16 protein-coding genes are annotated in these 16,140 nt (G+C 69.7%); 3 read left to right on the top strand and 13 right to left on the bottom strand.

Annotated features, from left to right (window positions below; genetic code table 11):
* Positions 1 to 4: 4 nt before the first annotated feature.
* The 6 genes from rplB to OG444_RS23165 all read right to left on the bottom strand — a co-directional run bounded on the left by rplB (position 5) and on the right by OG444_RS23165 (position 4,313).
* Positions 5 to 841 carry a 50S ribosomal protein L2 gene (gene rplB / locus OG444_RS23190; protein ID WP_008739715.1) on the bottom strand — a complete coding sequence of 279 codons (837 nt, stop codon included), beginning with the start codon at positions 839 to 841 and terminating at the stop codon, positions 5 to 7.
* 39 nt (positions 842 to 880) lie between these two features.
* Positions 881 to 1,204, bottom strand: coding sequence for a 50S ribosomal protein L23 (gene rplW, locus OG444_RS23185; RefSeq protein ID WP_215023440.1), 324 nt, complete (start codon positions 1,202 to 1,204; stop codon positions 881 to 883).
* Positions 1,204 to 1,854 (bottom strand): 50S ribosomal protein L4, encoded by a 651-nt coding sequence (gene rplD / locus OG444_RS23180; protein ID WP_030767300.1) that lies wholly within the window; start codon positions 1,852 to 1,854, stop codon positions 1,204 to 1,206. The genes rplW and rplD overlap by 1 nt, the downstream gene beginning before the upstream one ends.
* A 4-nt stretch (positions 1,855 to 1,858) precedes the next feature.
* Complete coding sequence (rplC, locus tag OG444_RS23175; RefSeq protein WP_007265899.1) at positions 1,859 to 2,503, bottom strand: 50S ribosomal protein L3; 645 nt, start codon at positions 2,501 to 2,503, stop codon at positions 1,859 to 1,861.
* A 14-nt stretch (positions 2,504 to 2,517) separates the two neighbouring features.
* Positions 2,518 to 2,826: a 30S ribosomal protein S10 gene (gene rpsJ / locus OG444_RS23170; protein WP_003948644.1), complete on the bottom strand. Its 309-nt coding sequence runs from the start codon at positions 2,824 to 2,826 to the stop codon at positions 2,518 to 2,520.
* A gap of 470 nt (positions 2,827 to 3,296) precedes the next feature.
* Positions 3,297 to 4,313, bottom strand: a complete 1,017-nt coding sequence (locus OG444_RS23165) for a hypothetical protein (protein ID WP_327263989.1) — start codon at positions 4,311 to 4,313, stop codon at positions 3,297 to 3,299.
* 158 nt (positions 4,314 to 4,471) lie between these two features.
* Between OG444_RS23165 and OG444_RS23160 the strand changes: the two genes are divergently transcribed.
* Entirely contained in the window at positions 4,472 to 7,123 is a 2,652-nt protein-coding gene (locus tag OG444_RS23160; RefSeq protein WP_327263988.1) for a peptidoglycan recognition protein family protein, read from the top strand.
* 135 nt (positions 7,124 to 7,258) lie between these two features.
* Here OG444_RS23160 and OG444_RS23155 read toward each other — a convergent pair whose 3' ends face one another.
* From OG444_RS23155 to rfbB, 7 genes are all read right to left on the bottom strand, one after another.
* On the bottom strand, positions 7,259 to 9,079 hold the full coding sequence (locus tag OG444_RS23155; RefSeq protein ID WP_327263987.1) for a phospholipid carrier-dependent glycosyltransferase: 1,821 nt from the start codon (positions 9,077 to 9,079) through the stop codon (positions 7,259 to 7,261).
* A gap of 6 nt (positions 9,080 to 9,085) precedes the next feature.
* Positions 9,086 to 10,384, bottom strand: coding sequence for a lipopolysaccharide biosynthesis protein (locus OG444_RS23150; protein WP_327263986.1), 1,299 nt, complete (start codon positions 10,382 to 10,384; stop codon positions 9,086 to 9,088).
* A gap of 25 nt (positions 10,385 to 10,409) precedes the next feature.
* Positions 10,410 to 11,294: a glycosyltransferase family 2 protein gene (locus OG444_RS23145; protein WP_327263985.1), complete on the bottom strand. Its 885-nt coding sequence runs from the start codon at positions 11,292 to 11,294 to the stop codon at positions 10,410 to 10,412.
* Positions 11,295 to 11,303: 9 nt separating this feature from the next.
* Positions 11,304 to 12,110 (bottom strand): glycosyltransferase family 2 protein, encoded by an 807-nt coding sequence (locus OG444_RS23140; RefSeq protein WP_327263984.1) that lies wholly within the window; start codon positions 12,108 to 12,110, stop codon positions 11,304 to 11,306.
* Entirely contained in the window at positions 12,107 to 12,508 is a 402-nt protein-coding gene (locus OG444_RS23135; RefSeq protein WP_327263983.1) for a DUF2304 domain-containing protein, read from the bottom strand. Before OG444_RS23135 ends, OG444_RS23140 begins: the two co-directional genes overlap by 4 nt.
* 143 nt (positions 12,509 to 12,651) lie before the next feature.
* Entirely contained in the window at positions 12,652 to 13,563 is a 912-nt protein-coding gene (gene rfbD / locus OG444_RS23130) for a dTDP-4-dehydrorhamnose reductase (RefSeq protein ID WP_327263982.1), read from the bottom strand.
* Positions 13,560 to 14,537, bottom strand: a complete 978-nt coding sequence (rfbB, locus tag OG444_RS23125; RefSeq protein ID WP_327263981.1) for a dTDP-glucose 4,6-dehydratase — start codon at positions 14,535 to 14,537, stop codon at positions 13,560 to 13,562. Before rfbB ends, rfbD begins: the two co-directional genes overlap by 4 nt.
* Positions 14,538 to 14,619: 82 nt before the next feature.
* On the opposite strand from rfbB, the gene rfbA reads away from it, so the two are divergent.
* Entirely contained in the window at positions 14,620 to 15,495 is an 876-nt protein-coding gene (gene rfbA / locus OG444_RS23120; protein ID WP_052876416.1) for a glucose-1-phosphate thymidylyltransferase RfbA, read from the top strand.
* Positions 15,492 to 16,091: a dTDP-4-dehydrorhamnose 3,5-epimerase gene (gene rfbC / locus OG444_RS23115; RefSeq protein ID WP_327263980.1), complete on the top strand. Its 600-nt coding sequence runs from the start codon at positions 15,492 to 15,494 to the stop codon at positions 16,089 to 16,091. Before rfbA ends, rfbC begins: the two co-directional genes overlap by 4 nt.
* Positions 16,092 to 16,140: the final 49 nt, after the last annotated feature.

Below are 16,140 nucleotides of genomic sequence, written 5' to 3'. Positions count from 1 at the left end.
GCTCCTAGCGCTTCTTGTTCGTCTTGCGGCGGCGGACGATGTACTTGCTCGAAGCCTTCTTCGGCGAGCGAGTACGACCCTCCTTCTGACCCCACGGGGAGACCGGGTGGCGACCACCACTGGTCTTGCCCTCACCACCACCGTGCGGGTGGTCAACCGGGTTCATCGCGACACCGCGGACGGACGGGCGAACGCCCTTCCAGCGCATACGGCCGGCCTTGCCCCAGTTGATGTTCGACTGCTCGGCGTTGCCGACCTCGCCGACGGTGGCGCGGCAGCGCGCGTCGACCAGGCGGATCTCACCGGAAGGCATACGAAGGTGGGCCATCGTGCCCTCCTTCGCCAGCAGCTGCACGGAGGCACCCGCGGAGCGGGCGAACTTGGCGCCACCACCGGGACGGAGCTCGATCGCGTGGATCGTGGTACCGACCGGGATGTTGCGGAGCGCGAGGTTGTTACCGGGCTTGATGTCGGCCGTGGGGCCGTTCTCAATCCGGTCGCCCTGCTTCAGAGCCTTCGGCGCGATGATGTAGCGCTTCTCGCCGTCCGCGTAGTGCAGGAGCGCGATGCGCGCGGTGCGGTTGGGGTCGTACTCGATGTGCGCGACCTTCGCCGGCACGCCGTCCTTGTCGTGACGACGGAAGTCGATCACGCGGTAGGCGCGCTTGTGTCCACCACCCTGGTGGCGAACGGTGATCCGACCGGTGTTGTTACGGCCGCCCTTGCTGTGCAGGGGGCGAACCAGCGACTTCTCCGGCGTGGACCGCGTGATCTCGACAAAGTCGGCGACGCTGGAGCCACGACGGCCCGGGGTCGTCGGCTTGTACTTGCGGATACCCATTTCTCAGTCCTCGTCCGATTCCGGACGACTAGACCTCCGTTAGGAGGCCTGGCCGCCGAAGATGTCGATTCGGTCGCCCTCAGCGAGGGTCACGATGGCGCGCTTCGTGTCAGCGCGCTTGCCGAAACCGGTCTTGGTGCGCTTGCGCTTACCCTGACGGTTGATCGTGTTGACCCCGGTGACCTTGACCGAGAAGACCGCTTCCACAGCCTGCTTGATCTGGGTCTTGTTCGAGCCGGGCGCGACGATGAACGTGTACTTGTTCTCGTCGAGCAGCGCGTAGCTCTTCTCCGAGACAACCGGCTTGATCAGCAGGTCGCGCGGGTCAGTGAAGGTCTTGCTGGTAACGGTCGCGTCAGACATTACGCGTCGCTCCCTTCGGTCTCATCGGCCTTGGGGCCAGACACGAAGGACTCGAAAGCGGCCTGAGTGAAGACCACGTCGTCAGAGACGATCACGTCGTACGTGTTCAGCTGGCCCGGCTCCAGGATGTGAACCTGGGGCAGGTTGCGGGCGGACAGCCACGCGGCCTCGTCGGCGCGCTCGACGACCAGGAGCAGGTTCTTGCGCTCCGAGATCTTGCCGAACAGCGTCTTGGCGGCCTTCGTGGAGGCAGCACCCTCGACCACGCCGGTGACGACGTGGATGCGGGAGTGACGCGCACGGTCCGAGAGGGCACCGCGGAGGGCGGCGGCCTTCATCTTCTTCGGGGTCCGCTGGGAGTAGTCACGCGGCTGCGGGCCGTGGACGACGCCACCGCCGACGAACTGCGGCGCACGGGTCGAACCCTGGCGCGCGCGGCCGGTGCCCTTCTGGCGGTACGGCTTGCGGCCACCACCACGGACTTCGCCGCGACGCTTGGTCTTGTGCGTGCCCTGACGGGCAGCTGCCAGCTGAGCGACAACGACCTGGTGGATCAGCGGAACGCTGGTCTTCGCGTCGAAGATCTCCGAGGGGAGCTCGACGGTACCGGCCTTGTCGCCTGCCGGCGAAAGGATGTCAATGGTGCTCATTACCTCAAGCCCCCTTGGCCGCGGTACGGACCAGGACGAGGCCGCCGTTCGGACCGGGGACTGCGCCCTTGATGAGGAGCAGACCCTTCTCCGCGTCAACCGCGTGGATGGTCAGGTTCTGGGTGGTGACACGCTCGTTACCCATGCGACCGGCCATGCGCATGCCCTTGAAGACACGCCCAGGGGTGGCACAGCCACCGATCGAACCGGGGGAGCGGTGCTTGCGCTGCACACCGTGACCGGCGCCGAGGCCCCGGAAGTTGTGCCGCTTCATGACACCGGCGAAGCCCTTGCCCTTGCTGTTGCCCGTGACGTCAACCTTGACGCCGGACTCGAACACCTCAGCAGTGATCTCCTGGCCGAGCGTGTACTCGCTGGCGTCGGAGGTGCGGAGCTCCACCAGGTGGCGGCGGGGGGTCACGTCGGCCTTGGCGAAGTGGCCCTTGAGGGGCTTGTTCACCTTGCGCGGGTCGATCTCGCCGAAGGCGATCTGGACCGACTCGTAGCCGTCGATGTCGTTCGTACGGACCTGGGTAACGACGCAGGGTCCGGCCTTGACCACGGTCACCGGGACGACACGGTTGTTCTCGTCCCAGACCTGGGTCATGCCGAGCTTCTCGCCCAGGACGCCCTTGATCTGCTTTGCCATCTTCTCGACGCCTCTCAGAGCTTGATCTCGATGTCAACGCCGGCCGGAAGGTCCAGGCGCATCAGCGAGTCAACGGTCTTGGGGGTCGGGTCGAGGATGTCGATCAGGCGCTTGTGCGTGCGCATCTCGAAGTGCTCGCGCGAGTCCTTGTACTTGTGCGGCGACTTGATGACGCAGTACACGTTCTTCTCAGTGGGCAGCGGCACCGGGCCCGCGACCGACGCACCAGTGCGCGTCACCGTCTCGACGATCTTCTTCGCCGAGGAATCGATGACCTCGTGGTCGTAGGCCTTGAGCCGGATGCGGATCTTCTGTCCCGCCATGGCTACTCCGTAGTCCTGTCTGTATGTGGAAACGCTCTGGCTCCCGGTCGGCTGCGGGACGGATCCCACTGCCTCTCCTCCGACCCACGCGGTCGGGCGTGTCGCACTCCCTCTACAGAAAATTCCCATACGGAAATTCCCTCGTCCAAGGGGGTGCGGTCCCTGTGACCGCGATTCGGGGGAGAAACACCCACCGAGTGCCTGGTGTGCACCGTGCTGACACTTCCCAGAAGATTCCCGTACGTCCGTCCCCATTGCTGCCCCGAGAGGCAGATTAAGGACGACGAGTACTGTGGGACTCGCTTCCGGTCCTCCCGGCGGGAGGCGCGCAGCATCGGCACTCAGCCGAGCAACTTGAGTAGTCTGCCATACGAGGCACGTACCTGGCCAATCGGGCGGAAGAGAATACCCCGCCACGCTGAGTGGTCAAACCGCACCACGCGCCGCACCCGGCGGGGCTCCTCCCCCGGTCAGGAGCGGGTGATGGTCCTGCACCCTTCGCCCTGGATGTCCGTACTGCGGTCGTACGGATCCTCGGCGGGCCCGGTGGCCGCAGGCCCGGTCGGCGCGTCCAGCGGGAACTGCGGGTGCAGGAAGCCGTCGGCCGCCTCGCACTCCACGTTCGACCACTCCGCCTGGTACTCGCGCAGCTGCAGCCGGCCCCGCGTGGTCTCCCAGCGCGCCGGGTCGAGCAGGGCGAGGGTGATCTGCCGGCGCACGATCGTGCGCTGCACGCTCGTGCCGCCCTTCGCCTTGGTCAGCGGGTGGACGAAGGTGTAGTCCGTCACCACGAGGACCTCCCCCGGGTCCCCCTTCTCCACGCGCATGCTGCCGCGCACCTTGACGACGTCGCCGACCGGCCCCGCCTCGGCCGGGTCGAAGCGGGTGAAGACCGTCACCGGGGTGTCCTGCGCCGTGGGCTTCGTCAGGTACCGCTCCAGCAGCTGCGGGATCTCCGGCTGCCGCGGGTCCAGGATCGCCAGGGCGCCGTCGGGCCGCTCCCCGCGCAGGGTCGCCGGGTCCAGGTTCGCCGCGACGAGGAACTGCTTCGTCTTCTGCAGTGCGTCGGCGACCTTCTCCTTCGACATCCCGCCCAGGGCGGTGGCCTCGGGGACCTCGATCCCGGCGGCGCCGTCGGCCCACTGGAGGGCCGGGGAGCCGCGGAAGGGTTCCTGCAGCGTCGGCTGATCGGGCGGCAGCGCGGGCGGCGGCGCGGTGGGGCGTACGGACTCCGCCGCCAGCGGCGCCGCGCTCCGGGCGTCCTGCCGGGCCCCGGCCTTGCCGGTGAGCCTGTCGATCACCAGCTCGGGCCGCAGGGCGACCAGCGCGAGCCCGGCGATGAGCGCCACGGTGAGGGTGGCCTTCAGCGGCCCCGGGCGGCTGCGCTGCTCCTGCCAGGCGGGCCCGGTGCGCCATCCCGGCGGCTCGTCCGGGAAGCCCGGTCTGCCGTCGTTGTCGTTGTTGTTGGTGTTGTTGGTGTTCCTCATGAACCCGCCCCGAGACGTTCTGCGTGCTTGCCCCAGGAGCCTCTCATTCCCCTCCGTCCGGCCCGACCCCGCCGGTCCTGCGGCAACTGCGTGCCAGTAGCATCCGGCCAACCGGGCCTGTCACATGGCCGGTTCACAAAAGGGGTTGGGGAAACAACTTGAGACTAGGTCGTGCGCGCGGTACGGCTCTGGCCGCCGCGCTCGGTGTCGTAGCGGTACTCGGTTTCCAGGGGGCGGCCAACGGCTTCGGCACCGACTCCCTGGACGATGAGGGACTGCCGCGCTACAGCGCCCCCGGCAAGGCACGGGGGCCGGTGGAGGGCAAGGTCCACAAGCTCCGCCTGAAGAACAAGGGGACCGGCAAGGCCGTCCTCGCACAGCAGGACACGAAGCCCTTCGGCCTCCTGGGCGTCACGTGGTCGGACCCCGCGGCCGAGGTGAAGGGCCCGATCGAGGCGCGCACGCGCAATGCGAAGACCGGTGAGTGGTCGAAGTGGATCACCCTGGAGAAGGCGCAGGCGAACCTCGACGGCAAGCGCCCCGGGATGCGCGGCTCCACGGAGCCCGTCTGGGTCGGTCTGTCGGACGGCGCCGAGGTCCGCGTGGGCGCGGACGCGGGCACTGCCGCGCTGCCCGCCGGACTGGAGCTGGCGCTCGTCGACCCGGGTTCCACCGCTGCCGCCAAGAAGTCCGGAGACCTGAAGGCCGAGCCGGCGGCGTTCGCCGCCCCGGCGGAGGACCCCGTTCCGCCGACGCCCGCACAGCCGCCGACCACTCCGGGCCCCGCCTCCACGGCGCCGAAGCCCGAGATCGTCTCGCGCGTCCAGTGGGGAGCGGACGAGAGCCTGAACAACGAGGGCCCGGTCTACCTCCCCGGAGCGAAGATCAAGGCGGCCTTCGTCCACCACACCGCGGCCTCCGCGCCGTACGAGTGCTCCGAGTCCGCGGCCATCGTCCGCGGCCTGCACGTGTACCACGTGAACGAGAACAAGTGGCGTGACCTCGGCTACAACTTCCTCGTCGACAAGTGCGGCACGATCTTCGAGGGCCGCCAGGGCGGTGTCGACCAGCCCGTGCAGGGCGCGCACGCCTACGGCTGGAACTCCGAGTCGACGAGCGTCTCCGTCCTCGGCGACTACACGCAGGCCGGGGCCTCGCAGGCCGCGCTCGACGCCATCTCCAAGGTCGCGGCCTACAAGCTCGGCCAGTACGACGGCGACATGAGCGGCACGACGATGCTGACCGCGGGCGCCGACCAGAAGAACTACTTCGGCAAGAGCTACACCGCGGGGCAGTCGTACGAGTTCAAGACGCTCTCGGGACACCGGGACGGCTTCAACACCCAATGCCCGGGCCACGCGCTCTACCCCCAGCTGGACGCGCTCCGCACCTCCGGTCCCGCGGCCAGGCTGAAGGTCACCTCCGTGAACGGGGAAGCGGCCCAGCCGGGCTCCTCGTTCCAGACCCCCGGTCCCGTCTCCGTCGGCTTCGACACCAGCACGGCGAGCGCCCAGGTGAGCAAGTTCGAGCTGCTGGTCGACGACAAGCCGGTCGCCACCGTCGCGGGCACCGCCCGTTCGGCGTCGGCCTCGCTGGCGCTGGGCAGCCACCAGGTCCAGGTCCGGGCGACCACGACGAACGGCAAGGTGGCCACCAGCCTCCCGGTCACCGTCCTCGCCGAGGTCAAGGACATCAAGTTCGTCCCGGTCGCTCCCAAGCGGCTGATGGACACCCGTGAGGGCCTGGGCGTACCGCAGGCCAAGGTGGCCGGCGGCACCTCCGTCACCCTGCAGGTCGCGGGCGGCTCCACCGGCATCCCGGCGAGCGGTGTCACCGCGGCCGTCCTGAACGTGACGGCGACGGAGCCCACCCAGTCCAGCTTCGTGTCGGTCTACCCGAACGGAACGGCCCGCTCCAGCGCGTCGAACCTGAACTTCACCGCCGGCCAGACGATCCCCAACCTGGTGGTCGTCCCCGTGGTCGACGGCAAGGTCAGCTTCTACAACCACTCGGGAGCGGTCCACCTCATAGCCGACATCACCGGGTACTTCACCTGGAGCGGCGAGGGTGCCACGCACACCAACATCGGCCCGACGCGGCTGATGGACACCCGTGAGGGACTCGGCGTACCGCAGGCCAAGGTCGCCGGCGGTACCTCCGTCACCCTCCCCGTCGCGGGCGTCGAGGGAATCCCGGCCACCGGCGTCAAGGCGGTCGTCCTCAACGTGACCGCGACCAACCCGACGCAGTCCAGCTTCGTGTCGGTCTACCCCAGCGGCACCACCCGCTCCAGCGCCTCCAACCTGAACTTCACCGCCGGCCAGACGATCCCCAACCTGGTGATCGTCCCCGTGGTCGACGGCAAGGTCAGCTTCTACAACCACTCCGGCACCGTCGACCTCATCGCCGACATCACCGGCTATTTTTCGGACAGCACCTCGGGTGCCACGCACACCAACATCGGCCCGACGCGGCTGATGGACACCCGTGAGGGACTCGGAGTACCGCAGGCCAAGGTCGCCGGCGGCACCTCCGTCACCCTCCCCGTCGCGGGCATCGAGGGAATCCCGGCCACCGGCGTCAAGGCGGTCGTCCTCAACGTGACCGCGACCAACCCGACGCAGTCCAGCTTCGTGTCGGTCTACCCCAGCGGCACCACCCGCTCCAGCGCGTCCAACCTGAACTTCACCGCCGGCCAGACGATCCCCAACCTGGTGATCGTCCCCGTGGTCGACGGCAAGGTCAGCTTCTACAACCACTCCGGCACCGTCGACCTCATCGCCGACATCACCGGCTACTTCACCAAGTAGTCCGCCGGACCGGAACCGAGAACGGGTGGACCCCGGCCGATCAGGCCGGGGTCCACCCGTTTCTTCGTCTCCTGCGGGCGGCGAGGGGAACCGGGACCGTGCGGTCCGCCCCTCACACCCTCCCGGTCGCCTGGATCAGCCCCGGCGCCAGATCACGTACTTGTCCTCGCGCACGTGCCGGTCGACGTGCCAGCCGGCCGGGGCGTTGCGCCAGCTCTCGGTGGCCGCGGCGTTCTCCGCGAAGAGGGCGACCACGGCGACGTTGGCCTCGGCCGGAGGGGCGTCGTTCTTGATCAGGGAGCGGGTCCAGACCCGGCCGTCGAGCACCTGGTAGGCCATCGTCATGCGGACCTCCCAGCGGACGTCCTTGTCCATCACCAGCTGGTCCCCGGGCCGGATGCCGGCCTTCTCGATGAAGCCGGTGCCGTCGCTCACGCGCTCGTTCGCGTAGGGCTCGGTGACGTTCTCGGTGATCGCGACGGTGGCGCAGCCGGCGAACACCGCCAGTGCGACCCCGACGGCCCCGGTGGCGAGCCCGGCGCGGCGGCTGCCGCCGAGCAGGCGCAGCAGCAGGACGACGGCGAGTGCGATCAGGGCGACGGCGGTGGTGCGCGTCGCGTGGAAGCTCGCCCAGTTCTCCCCGGACAGGCTGGAGAGGAAGGTGCTGTCGGGCAGGCCCCACAGGATGAACCAGGACTTGCTCCACTGCTGGCTGGCCATGTGGAGCAGGGCCGCCGTGAGCCCCAGCGTCACCACGCTCGCCGCCGCACCGAGTGCGACGATCTTCTTCCAGCCGCGGACGTGGTACAGCGTCGCCACCGCGACGAGCAGGTACACCGGGACCAGCAGGGACAGGTAGCGGGCGTAGACGATGGTGTCGATCCGGTGGTCGTTGGGCAGACCGGCGGCCGCCGCCAGGGCGATGCCGCCCAGCAGCGCGACCATCAGGAAGGCCACGACACGGTTGGCCAGGGTGAAGCGCGAGCTGAGGACCGCGCACACGCAGACCACCAGGGCCAGGGCGCCCAGGCCCCAGGTGGAGGTCATGAAGTACCAGAGGTGGCCGATCATCCGCATGATGGTGCGGCGCATCAGGCGGGTGTTCTCGAGCGTCTGGAAGACGGCGTTGCCGACCTCGCTCGGGGCTGCGCCGTCGATCCGGGAGATCATCCAGGTGGTCATCAGCTGCTTGCCGACGAACATCACGGCGAGCACGCCCAGCGCCGACGCGGTGGCGATCCGCGGTGCCCACTTGAAGACCAGGCCCACGAGCAGCACCAGACCGGTCAGCGCGATGATCACGCCGCCGCGGTCGTGGGTGAGCAGGCAGTAGCCGGCGGCGAAGGCGCCCAGCAGGCCGAACCGGATCCGGCTCTTCTTCGTGCCCTCCGAGAAGAGGCCGTGCATGCCGATCAGCCAGGCCAGCACCAGGACGGGCAGCGGGGTGTCCGCCATCGCGAACTGGGAGTAGAAGACGACCGGCGGGACCAGCACCGCGACGGTGGCCGCGATGTACGACACCGCCTTGGAGACGTTCAGCCGGCGCAGACCCCAGTACGCCATCGGCAGCACCAGGCAGCTGATCAGGGCGTTGATTCCCATGATCAGGTGGTAGCCGTACACCGCGTCCTCGGTGATGCGCAGGGCGGGCGAGATGAGGAACGAGTAGCCGGCGGGGATGACCTGGTCGCCGGGGATCTCGGTGGTCGGCCGGCCCGCCAGGATCCTGGCCATCACCAGGTACATCGACTCGTCCGGGCTGACCACCGGGTAGTTCTGCCTGGTGACCAGCGACAGCCGGAACAGCACGTTGAGCACGTAGCCGAGGGCCAGCGCCGACGGCACCACCCATCGGGCGTGCCACCAGCCCGCCGGGGTACGGCTGTCCGCCGGGGAGTCCCCGGCGGTCCGGTCGCTCTCCGGGTCGGCGGGAGAGAGGGGCGCCAGTCGCGTCATGACAGGTCAGACTTCCGTGAGATGTCCGTTGAGTACCGGTGTGGTGGTGCGGCGCGGCACGGCGCCGCGCAGGCTCAGCAGCATCGCGGCGGCGGTGGCCAGCGAGCCGACCGCGTACGCGAGTCCCACGCGCAGCGCGATGTCACCGGGCATCAGCGTGATGCCGAGCAGCACCGCGGTGCCGAACACCCAGCAGGCGAGCTGGGCGCGGTGCTTGTGCAGCACCATCTGCGCCTGGCCGAGCACCATCGCCAGCATGTAGCAGGTCGTTCCGACGGCGAACCACAGGAAGTCGACGCGGCCGAGCTGCCCGGGCTCGGCACCGAAGAGGACCTCGATCAGCCAGGGTCCGAGCAGCACGGCGGGGACACCGCCGACGACGCCGAGGCCGGCGACCACCAGGCAGGCCTTGCGGAGCATCCGGGCGAAGCCCTGGTGGTCCCCGCCGGCCACCACGGTGGAGAGTCCGGAGAGCAGCGAGGCCTGCAGCGAGCCGAAGACGAAGAGCGGCACACGGGCCAGCACCAGGGCGCTGAGCAGGCCGGCGATCAGTTCGGTGCGGGTCGGCTCCAGCAGCTGGGTGCTCATGACGGCCGCGTTGACGACCACCTGGGCGAGCAGGGTGGAGGCGGTCAACGGGCCGAGGCCGCGGACCAGGTCCCGGGTGGCGATCGGACCGCCGGGGCGCGCCGCGGCCCGGGTCGGGGCCAGCGTGACGAGCAGGGCGATGAACGGAGCCACGACGAGGATCAGGCTGAAGGCGAGCGCCGAGTGCAGCCCTGCGGCGGCGCAGGCGAAGGCCAGGACGATCCGCAGGCCGCCGTCGACGGCGAGCTGGGTGCCGAAGGCGGTGAAGCGGCCGGTGCCGGCCAGGATGCCCCGGGTGAGGTAGCACAGGGCCATTCCGGCGAAGGCGGCGCCGAGTACGGCGACCAGCTCGCGGTCCCCCCGGAACAGCCGGTCCGCGATCGGCCCGGCGAAGAGGGCGAGCGCGCCGAGTACGACGGCGAGGATGCCAGCGGTCAGCAGCCCCGCCCTGCGGAGCACCGGGGCGGCGCCCTCACCGCGCACCACGCGGGCGGCGACGATCCGGGTGAGCTCCTGCTCGATCGGGAAGAACAGGCCGATCCCGACGGACATCACCAGCGTCCACAGCACCGAGACCCCGGCCATGTCGGCCTTGGTGAGGCTGTGGCCGGCCACCGCGAGGTGGATGTAGGAGGCGGCGCCGAGCACAGCGGTGCCCCCCGCGACCATGGCGGTCCCGGGGGGCAGGGCCTTGAGCAGTTTCGCTATCGGGTTCATCCAGGAGCTTTCATCGGCCGCACGCTCAGCGCGTGGCGTGGCGGAGCATGGCGCTGACACCGGGCCGGCCGGCCTTCCTGGCGGCGCCGGGCAGCAGGGTGAGTGCGTGCAGCCGGGAGGAGAGGTGCAGCCGGGAGACCTTGGCGGCGCGCGGCCAGCCGTGCCGGTCCAGGCGGTCGGCGGTCTCCACGAAGAAGCGCTTGGCCTCCTCGAAGCGGTGGCCGGTGTAGGCCTTGGCCGAGGACTCGGACTCGGCGTGCCGGCGGTAGCTGAAGCAGACCTCCGGCGTCGTGGCCAGGGTCTCCCCCGCCACCAGCAGGTCCACGACCAGCGCGAGATCCTGGATCACGCCCAGGTCGGTGCGGAAGCCGAAGCGCTTGACCGCTTCGGTGCGCCAGCAGATCGACGGGAAGTACAGCCAGTTGCCGCGCAGCAGGCTGGTGGCCAGCTCCTCGCCGCCGAGCAGGGCCCGGCCCGGGCCCTTGGGCGCGTAGAGCTTGCGCTTGGTCCGGTCGCCGAGGGTGTCGAAGGGCAGGCCGTCGGTGCCGATGACCTGGACGCCGGGCTGGATCATCGCCGCGGCCGGCTCGCGGTCGGCCGCCGCCCGGACGACCTGGAGGTAGTTCGGGTGCATGAGGTCGTCGCAGCCCATGAGTACGAGGTACTCGTACTCGGCGAGCTCGACGCAGCGGTTGAAGTTGCCGGTCACGCCGAGGTTGCGGTCGTTGCGCAGGTAGCGGACGCGGGGGTCCGCGAGCTGCTCGAACCACTCGGGGACGCCCGGCTCGCGGCCGTCGTCGACCACGGTGAGCCGCCAGTCGTCGCCGTCCTGGGCCAGGACGCTGCGGACGGCGTCCTGCATCAGCGCGACGTCGCCGTAGTACGGCAGGAGGATCTCGAAACGCGACATGTTCTCCGCCTAGGCCTTGGTCAGCTCGCGGCGGACCAGCTCGGCGGTGCGCTGCTGGGAAGCGGCGTACGCCGGGGTGCCGGGCGTGAAGGTCTTCAGTTCCTTGGGCATGCGGCGGATCATCGCGAGCAGCAGCACGAGGCCGGCCCGGGTGAGGTAGACCATCGCCTTGAGCGGCGAGGCGCTCGGGCGGCCGGTGGTCCGCTCGCGCATCGCCACGGGGATCTGGCGCACCGTGAAGCCGGAGCGGGCGGCGCCCACCATGGACTCGATGGTGTCGCCGAGGTACTCCACCGGGTACCAGCGGGCGAAGAACTCTATGAGCGGGCGGTTGCAGGCGCGGAAGCCCGAGGTGGTGTCGGTGAGCTTGGTCCGGGTGATCCGCGACAGCACCACGGACAGCAGGGACATCGCCCACTTGCGGGGACCGCGGACCGTGTAGTCGCCGTCGCCGGCGAACCGGGCGCCTATGACGAGGTCCGCGTCGCCGACGGCGAGGCGCTCGAGCAGCGCCGGCACGTACGCCGGGTCGTGCTGGCCGTCGGCGTCCACCTGGATCGCCACGTCGTAGCCGTGCTGCTGCGCGTACCGGTAGCCCAGCCGCATCGCGCCGCCGACACCGAGGTTGAAGGGCAGCTGCGCGACGGCCGAACCGGCCGCCCGGGCCACCTCGGCGGTGTTGTCCGCCGAACCGTCGTCGACCACGAGGGTGTCGACGTGGGGCAGTTGCTGCTGGATCTCGCGCAGGACCGAGGGCAGGCCGTCCTGCTCGTTCCAGGCGGGAAGAATGATCAGAACGCGACGACCGTCGTTCACGACTTCACCTGTGCCTCGATGGCGCCGGAATCCTCCGTGCGCGGCGACGTACTGGGGTAACCGCCCTGCTGGACGAGATGCGCGCGGATCAGCGCGACGTCCTCCGCCAGGGTGCGGGTCTCCGCCTCCAGCCGGCTGGTCTCCCAGCTGAGGTGCAGGCTCACCAGCAGGACCAGTACGAAGCCGACGAAGAGCACCAGGCTCACACCGGATGCCACGCCGAGGCTCCGGGCCACCGGGTCCAGCAGGTCGGGTACGAACCCGAGCGGGGCGACCAGCAATCCGATCGCGAGCCATATCGCCGCGTACTTCTCCCGCAGTTGCTGGCGGCGCAGCAGCTCGAGGATGTACCCCAGCACCAGAAGACCGGTGATGGAGGTCAGAACGGAGAGTCGCACAGCGGACGGCGCCTTTCGCGCGAAGGGGCCAACATCTTTATAGGAGAAGCATATGGCACGGCACATGACGCCAAGGGGGCCCGGAAGGTTGCATACCGGGCCCCGTCGGCGTCGTGCGCGTGAAGGCGATCAGCCTGTGCGGCTCACCTCGTGGAGGGGAGTCGCAGCAGATCAGCGAAGGCCGGGCGGGTGATCGCCTCGGCGAGCTGGACCTGCCAGTCGGGCAGCGGCCGCAGCCCGGCGGCCGACCAGCCGTCGTGAGCAAGGACACTGTATGCGGGGCGCACGGCGGGGCGTACGAAGGCCTCGGAGGTGGTCGGCCTGATCCGCTCGGGGTCGAGTCCGCTCAGCCGGTAGGCCTCGCGGGCCAGTCCCATCCAGGTGGTCCGGCCGCTCGCGGTGCCGTGGTAGACGCCGGCCGGGGCCGTGCCCGCCAGGGCGGCGAGGCCCAGGTCGACGAGGTGGCGGGCCAGCGCGTAGGACCAAGTGGGCTGGCCGTGCTGGTCGTCGACCACGTCGAGGGTGTCCCGCTGGGCGGCCAGCTTCAGCATGGTGGCGACGAAGTTCGCCCCGTGCTCGCCGTACAGCCAGGCGGTCCGCACGATGTAGCCGTCCTGCGGCAGCAGTTCGGCGACGGCCCGTTCGCCGGCCAGCTTGGAGCGGCCGTAGGCGTTGACCGGGCCGGTCTCGGCGTCCTCGCGGTACGGCTGCGTGGCGTTGCCGGGCAGCACGTAGTCGGTGGAGATCTGGAGCAGGCGCGCACCGGAGTCGGCGCAGGCCGCGGCGAGGACGCGGACGCCGGTGCCGTTGACGGCGGTGGCGGCCTCCTCGGCGGTCTCGGCGCCGTCCACGTCGGTCCAGGCGGCGCAGTTGACGACGACGGCGACACCCTCGACGGCGGCCCGGACCGCGGCCGGGTCGGTGATGTCGAGGTCGGCGCGGCGCAGGCCCGCGGCCTCGATGCCGGCGTCCTTCAGCACGGCCAGGACGTCCTGGCCGAGCATTCCGGCGGCACCGGTGACGAGCCAGCGTCCGGCTCGCGGGTTCGCGCTCACTTCTGCAGGGCCGCCTTCGCCTTCAGCGGCTCCCACCAGGCGCGGTTCTCGCGGTACCAGTCGATGGTGGCCTTGATGCCGTCCTCGAAGGTGATCTGCGGGGCGTAGCCCAGCTCGGCACCGATCTTGCTGATGTCGATGGAGTAACGGAGGTCGTGGCCCTTGCGGTCCTCGACCTGCTCGACCATCTCCCAGCCGAGGCCGGCGGCCTCCAGGAGGACGCCGGTGAGCTCCTTGTTGGTGAGCTCGGTGCCGCCGCCGATGTTGTAGACCTCGCCGGCCCGGCCCTTGCGCATGGCCAGGTCGATGCCGCGGCAGTGGTCGGAGACGTGCAGCCAGTCGCGGACGTTGCCGCCGTTGCCGTAGAGCGGGACCTTCCGGCCGTCCATCAGGTTCGAGACGAACAGCGGGATGACCTTCTCCGGGAACTGGTAGTGCCCGTAGTTGTTGGAGCAGCGGGTGACCACCACGTCCATGCCGTGGGTGCGGTGGTAGGCCAGCGCCAGCAGGTCGGACGACGCCTTGGAGGCGGAGTACGGGGAGTTCGGCACCAGCGGCCACTCCTCGGTCCAGGAGCCCTCGCTGATCGAGCCGTAGACCTCGTCGGTGGAGATGTGGACGAAGCGGCCGACACCGTGCTTGCGGGCGGAGTCGAGCAGCACCTGGGTGCCGACGACGTTCGTCATCACGAACGGGCCCGCGCCGGCGATCGAGCGGTCCACGTGGGACTCGGCCGCGAAGTGCACGACGACATCGTGGCCGGGCATGACCTGGTCGACGGCCTCTGCGTCGCAGATGTCGCCCTTGACGAAGGTGTATCCGGGGTGGTCCGCGACCGGAGCGAGGTTGGCCTCGACGCCCGAGTAGGTCAGCTTGTCGAAGACAGTGATCTGCGCCGTGGCATCTGCACCGAGCTGCTGGCGGACGAATTCTGAACCGATGAAGCCGGCGCCGCCGGTCACGAGGATGCGCATAATACGAAGAGTCTAGCGGTCCGCCGAACGTCACATGCGCTGAGCTCGGCTCCCCCACGCCCTCTCGCATAGGGTTCTCCCCATGCGTGGAATCCTCTTGGCCGGTGGCACCGGATCTCGACTCTGGCCGCTGACCCGGGCAGTCTCGAAGCAGCTGCTGCCCGTCTTCGACAAGCCGATGATCTACTACCCCCTCTCCACCCTCGTGATGGCGGGTATCAGCGAGATCCTGATCATCACCACCCCGGACGACCGCGAACAGTTCGAGCGGCTGCTCGGCGACGGTTCGCAGTTCGGCCTGCGGCTGGAGTACGCCGTCCAGGAGCGCCCCGAGGGCATCGCCCAGGCGTTCGTCCTCGGCGCCGACTTCATCGGTGACGAGTCCGTCGCCCTGATCCTCGGCGACAACATCTTCCACGGCAGTGGCCTCGGCACCCGCCTCGCCCAGCACACGGACGCCAAGGGCGGCCGCGTGTTCGCGTACCCGGTGGCGGACCCCACCGCGTACGGCGTGGTCGAGTTCGACGAGAACGGCCAGGCCATCTCCATCGAGGAGAAGCCGGAGAAGCCCAAGTCCCGCTACGCGGTGCCGGGTCTGTACTTCTACGACAACCAGGTCGTGGAGATAGCCCGCGGCCTGAAGCCCAGCGCCCGCGGCGAGCTGGAGATCACGGCCGTCAACGACGCGTACCTGCAGGCCGGTGAGCTCAATGTCACCATCCTCGACCGCGGTACCGCATGGCTGGACACCGGCACCTTCGTGTCGATGGTGCAGGCCTCCGAGTTCGTCCGCGTGATCGAGGAGCGCCAGGGCTTCAAGATCGGGTGCATCGAGGAGGCGGCCTGGCGGGCCGGCCTGATCGACTCCGCCCAGCTGCGCGCGCTCGCGGAGCCGCTGACCAAGAGCGGCTACGGCGACTACCTGCTGATGCTGCTCGCCGAGGAGGACGCGCGATGAAGTTCCGCGAGCTCTCCATATCCGGCGCCTTCGAGGTCACCCCGCAGCTCCACGGTGACCCGCGCGGCCTGTTCACCGAGTGGTACCGCTTCGACCGCCTCGCCGAGGTCGTCGGCCACCCGCTGAACCTGGCGCAGGCGAACCTCTCGGTCTCCTCCGCGGGCGTGGTCCGCGGCATCCACTTCGCCGACGTACCGCGCGGCCAGGCCAAGTACGTGACCTGCGTACGCGGCGCCGTGCTCGACGTCATCGTCGACCTTCGGGTCGGCTCCCCCACCTTCGGCCAGTGGGAAGGTGTCCGCCTCGACGACGTGGACCGCCGCGCGGTCTACATCCCCGAGGGCCTCGGCCACGGCTTCTGCGCCCTGAGCGACGACGCGACGCTGTCGTACCTCTGCTCGGAGACGTACAACCCGACGGGTGAGCACTCGGTGCACCCGCTCGACCCCGACCTGGGCATCGAGTGGCCGGCCGACATCCCGCTGCTGTCCGCCCGCGACGAGGCCGCCCCTTCGCTGGCCGACGCCCTCGCGACCGGTCTGCTGCCCGACCACGCCGCGTGCGTGGAGTTCACCGAGTCCCTGCGCGTGAACTGACCCACCGCCTGACACGCGTGAGGGCCGCACCCCGTCCGGGGTGCGGCCC

It is taken from the genome of Streptomyces sp. NBC_01232, from assembly GCF_035989885.1.
Classification (GTDB): Bacteria; Actinomycetota; Actinomycetes; order Streptomycetales; family Streptomycetaceae; genus Streptomyces.
Note: the sequence above shows the minus strand (reverse complement) of the source record. Positions and strands in the feature narration are given on the sequence as shown.